General features: G+C 71.0%; 3 protein-coding genes and 1 pseudogene. All 4 read left to right on the top strand.

Features of this window, described 5'->3' with window-relative positions:
• Positions 1-549, top strand: a pseudogene (locus GX015_RS11200) (phenylalanine--tRNA ligase subunit beta); the annotation flags it as partial.
• A 124-nt stretch (positions 550-673) separates the two neighbouring features.
• Positions 674-1,717 carry an N-acetyl-gamma-glutamyl-phosphate reductase gene (gene argC, locus GX015_RS11195; protein WP_291345189.1) on the top strand — a complete coding sequence of 348 codons (1,044 nt, stop codon included), beginning with the start codon at positions 674-676 and terminating at the stop codon, positions 1,715-1,717.
• Positions 1,714-2,943, top strand: coding sequence for a bifunctional glutamate N-acetyltransferase/amino-acid acetyltransferase ArgJ (gene argJ / locus GX015_RS11190; protein ID WP_291345187.1), 1,230 nt, complete (start codon positions 1,714-1,716; stop codon positions 2,941-2,943). Before argC ends, argJ begins: the two co-directional genes overlap by 4 nt.
• A 16-nt stretch (positions 2,944-2,959) precedes the next feature.
• The coding region (gene argB / locus GX015_RS11185; RefSeq protein WP_291345185.1) for an acetylglutamate kinase at positions 2,960-3,913 on the top strand (954 nt) is incomplete at its 3' end.

The raw sequence follows: 3,913 nt of genomic DNA, 5'->3' as shown, positions 1-3,913 counted from the left end.
TACTCGGCCGCCGACGCGATCGAGGCCGCCCGCGTGATCGCGCGCGCCGCGGGCGTCGAGCTGGGCCTGCGCAACGCCGAGCACCTCCCGTGGCACCCGGGACGCTGCGCGGAGCTGACGGTCGACGGCCGCGTCGTCGGCTACGCCGGCGAGCTGCATCCGAAGGTCATCTCGGCCGCGGGTCTGCCGGAGCGCACCTGCGCGCTGGAGATCGACCTCGATGCGCTGCCTCTGGCGGAGAACCTGCCGGCGCCGGTGCTCAGCCCCTTCCCGGCCGTGCACCAGGACCTCGCGCTCGTCGTCGCCGACGACGTCCCGGCCGCCGACGTGGAGGCCACCGTGCGGGAGGGGGCCGGCGAATTGCTGGAGTCCATCCGGATCTTCGACGTCTACCGTTCGGAGCAGCTCGGCGAGGACCGCCGTTCCCTGACGTTCTCGCTGCGGTTCCGAGCGAAGGACCGCACCCTGACCGAGGATGAGGCCTCCGAGGGGCGCCTGGCCGCCATCGAGCTGGCCAAGCAGCGCCACGACGCGGAGCTGCGCGGCTAGTCTCTGCCCGCCCCGGGGCGGGGCCCGGCCCACTCGGGCGGGCCCGCCCATGCGGCCATTCGGCACGGCACGCCGATGCGATGAATATCTTGCATCGGCGTGAATATCCGTGTTGAATGGCCGCATGAGCATTTCAGTGGCGATCGCCGGGGCGACGGGTTATGCCGGAGGAGAGATCCTCCGGCTGCTCCTTTCGCACCCCGCTTACCTGTCCGGCGAACTGACCATCGGCGCGTTGACCGGCGCCTCCAACGCCGGCGCTCGCGTGGGCGACATCATGCCCCACCTCGCGCCGCTGGCGGACCGCCGCATCGAGGACACCAACGCCGGCACCCTCGGCGGGCACGACGTCGTGTTCCTCGGCCTGCCGCACGGCCATTCGGCCGCCATCGCGGAGCAGCTCGGCGACGACGTGACCATCATCGACTGCGGCGCGGACTTCCGGTTGTCCGACGCCGCCGAGTGGGAGCATTACTACGGCTCGCCGCACGCGGGCACGTGGACGTACGGCATCCCCGAATTGCCGGGCCAGCGCGAGAAGATCGCCGGCTCCACCCGCATTGCGGTGCCTGGCTGCTTCCCGACGGGCGCGACCATCGCGTTGTTCCCGTCGCTGGCGTCCGGCCTGGTCAAGCCCGATTTCTCCGTCGTGTCCATCACGGGCACCTCGGGTGCGGGCAAGAAGGCCGCCGTGCCGATGCTCGGCTCGGAGGTCATGGGCAACCTCAAGGCCTACAACACCGCGGGCCGCCACCGGCACACCGCCGAGTTCCAGCAGAACCTGGGCGCCTTCGCCGAGGATCTCACCGTCAGCTTCACGCCGGTGCTCGCGCCGACGTCCCGGGGCATCCTGACCACGGCGACCGCGCCGCTCGCCGACGCCACCGTGACCACCGCCTCGGCCCGCGCCGCCTACGCGGAGGTCTTCGAGAACGAGCCCTTCGTCCAGCTGCTCTCGGAGGGCATCCAGCCGCAGACCAAGTCGGTCGTCGGCTCCAACCTGGTGCAGGTGCAGGTCGAGGTCGACGAGCGCGCGGGTCGTCTGCTGATCACCGCGGCGATCGACAACCTGACCAAGGGCACCGGCGGCGCCGCCGTGCAGTGCATGAACCTCATCGTCGGCCAGCCCGAGACCGCGGGCCTGCCGTTGGCGGGTGTCGCGCCGTGACCGAGGCGAAGCTTTCCGTCGCCGACGCGTCAGTCGGCGGCACCGTAGAGTTCGGCCCCGAGTGCGGCGGCGTCACCGCCCCGAAGGGCTTCCGGGCGTCCGGCGTCACCGCCGGCATCAAGGCCTCCGGCAATCCGGACATGGCGCTGGTGGTCAACGACGGCCCGAAGAAGACCGCGGCGGCCGTGTTCACGCGCAATCGCGTGGAGGCCGCCCCGGTGACCGTCACCCGCGACCACGTCGCGGACGGGTCCATCACCGCCGTGCTGCTCAACTCCGGCAATGCGAACGCCTGCAACGGGCGCCCGGGCATCGAGGACGCCCTGCGGTCCTGCGAGTCGCTTTCCGACGAGTTCGGCGTCCCCGTGACCGACGTCGCGGTGTGTTCCACCGGCCTCATCGGCGATCGGCTGCCGATGGACATTCTCCTCGGCGGAATCGCGCCGCTGGTCTCCGGCCTCTCGGCCGACCCCGCCGCAGGCCGCGCCGCGGCCACCGCCATCATGACGACGGATCTCGTCGACAAGCAGGCGGTTCGCCGCGCGGACGGCTTCACCGTCGGCGCGATGGGCAAGGGCGTCGGCATGATCAGCCCGTCCATGGCGACGATGCTGGGCGTGCTGACCACCGACGCGGACATCACCCCGGAGATGGCGCACGCCGCGCTGGCCGCCGCATCAGAGGCGACGTTCAACCGTCTCGACATCGACGGCTCGACGTCGACCAACGACACCGTGCTGCTGCTGGCCTCCGGCGCATCGGGCCACGTCCCGACGCAGGAGGAGCTCGACGCCGCAGTGCTCGCCGTGTGCGATTCCATCGCCGCGCAGATGCAGGGCGACGCCGAGGGCGTGACCAAGCGGGTCGCCATCACCGTCACCGGCACCGGCGGGGAAGAGGACGCGCTGGTCGCCGCGCGCATCATCGGCCGCGACAACCTGTTCAAGTGCGCCATGTTCGGCTCCGACCCCAACTGGGGCCGAGTGCTCGCCGCCGTCGGCGTCGCGCCCGTGGACATGGACCCCGAGCACATCACCGTCTCCTTCAACGGGCACGTGGTCTGCCGCGACACCGGCGGCACTCCCGACGCCCGCGAGGTGGACCTGTCCGGGGCCGACATCCACGTGGAGGTCGACCTGGGCACGGGCGACCGGCGATCGGCGACCGTGCGCACCACCGACCTCTCGCACGACTACGTGCACATCAACTCGGCGTACTCGACCTAAAGGAAGGCCGCCACCCATGAGCCCGTTCAGCGGAAACCTCACCGAGGACCTCACCCCGGAACAGCGCGCACACGTGCTGGCCGAGGCACTGCCCTGGCTGCAGCACCACCGCGACAAGGTCGTCGTGATCAAGTACGGCGGCAACGCCATGACCGACGACCGCCTCAAGGCGGCCTTCGCCCAGGACATGGTCTTCCTGCGCACCGTCGGCATCAAGCCGGTCGTCGTCCACGGCGGCGGCCCGCAGATCTCCTCGATGCTGCGCAGGCTCGGCCTCGACGGTGAGTTCCGCGGCGGTTTCCGCGTGACCACCCCGGAGGTCATGGAGGTCGTGCGCATGGTGCTCTTCGGCCAGGTCGGCCGCGAGCTCGTGGGCCTGATCAACGCGCATGGCCCGATGGCCGTGGGCACCTCCGGCGAGGACGCCGGTCTGTTCACCGCGGAGAAGCGGCTCGTCGACGTCGGCGGCGTTCCCACGGACATCGGCCTCGTGGGCGACATCGTGGAAGTCAAGTCGGAATCCTTGTTCGACCTGATCGACGCCGGCCGCATCCCGGTCGTGTCCACCATCGCCCCGGGCGTCGACGGCGAGGTCTACAACGTCAACGCCGACACCGCGGCCGGTGCGCTGGCCGCGGCCCTGGGCGCCGAGCGCCTGGTCATCCTGACCAACGTCGAGGGCCTGTACACCAACTGGCCGGACAAGGGCTCGCTCGTCTCGCAGATTTCGGCCAATGACTTGCGCGAGGTCATCCCGGGCCTCGATGCCGGGATGATCCCGAAGATGGAGTCCTGCCTTCACGCCGTGGACAACGGCGTCAAGGCCGCGCACGTCATCGACGGCCGCCAGCCGCATTCGGTCCTGCTGGAGTTGCTCACCTCGGGCGGCATCGGCACGATGGTGCGTCCCGGCGACGGCGCCCTCGGCGACGACCCGGGCGCCCGCGCCCTGCGCGCCGCGGAGGCGGCC

The sequence above is a fragment of the Corynebacterium sp. genome, from assembly GCF_012837295.1.
Lineage (GTDB): Bacteria > Actinomycetota > Actinomycetes > Mycobacteriales > Mycobacteriaceae > Corynebacterium.
This window is presented reverse-complemented; position numbering and strand designations above follow the sequence as displayed.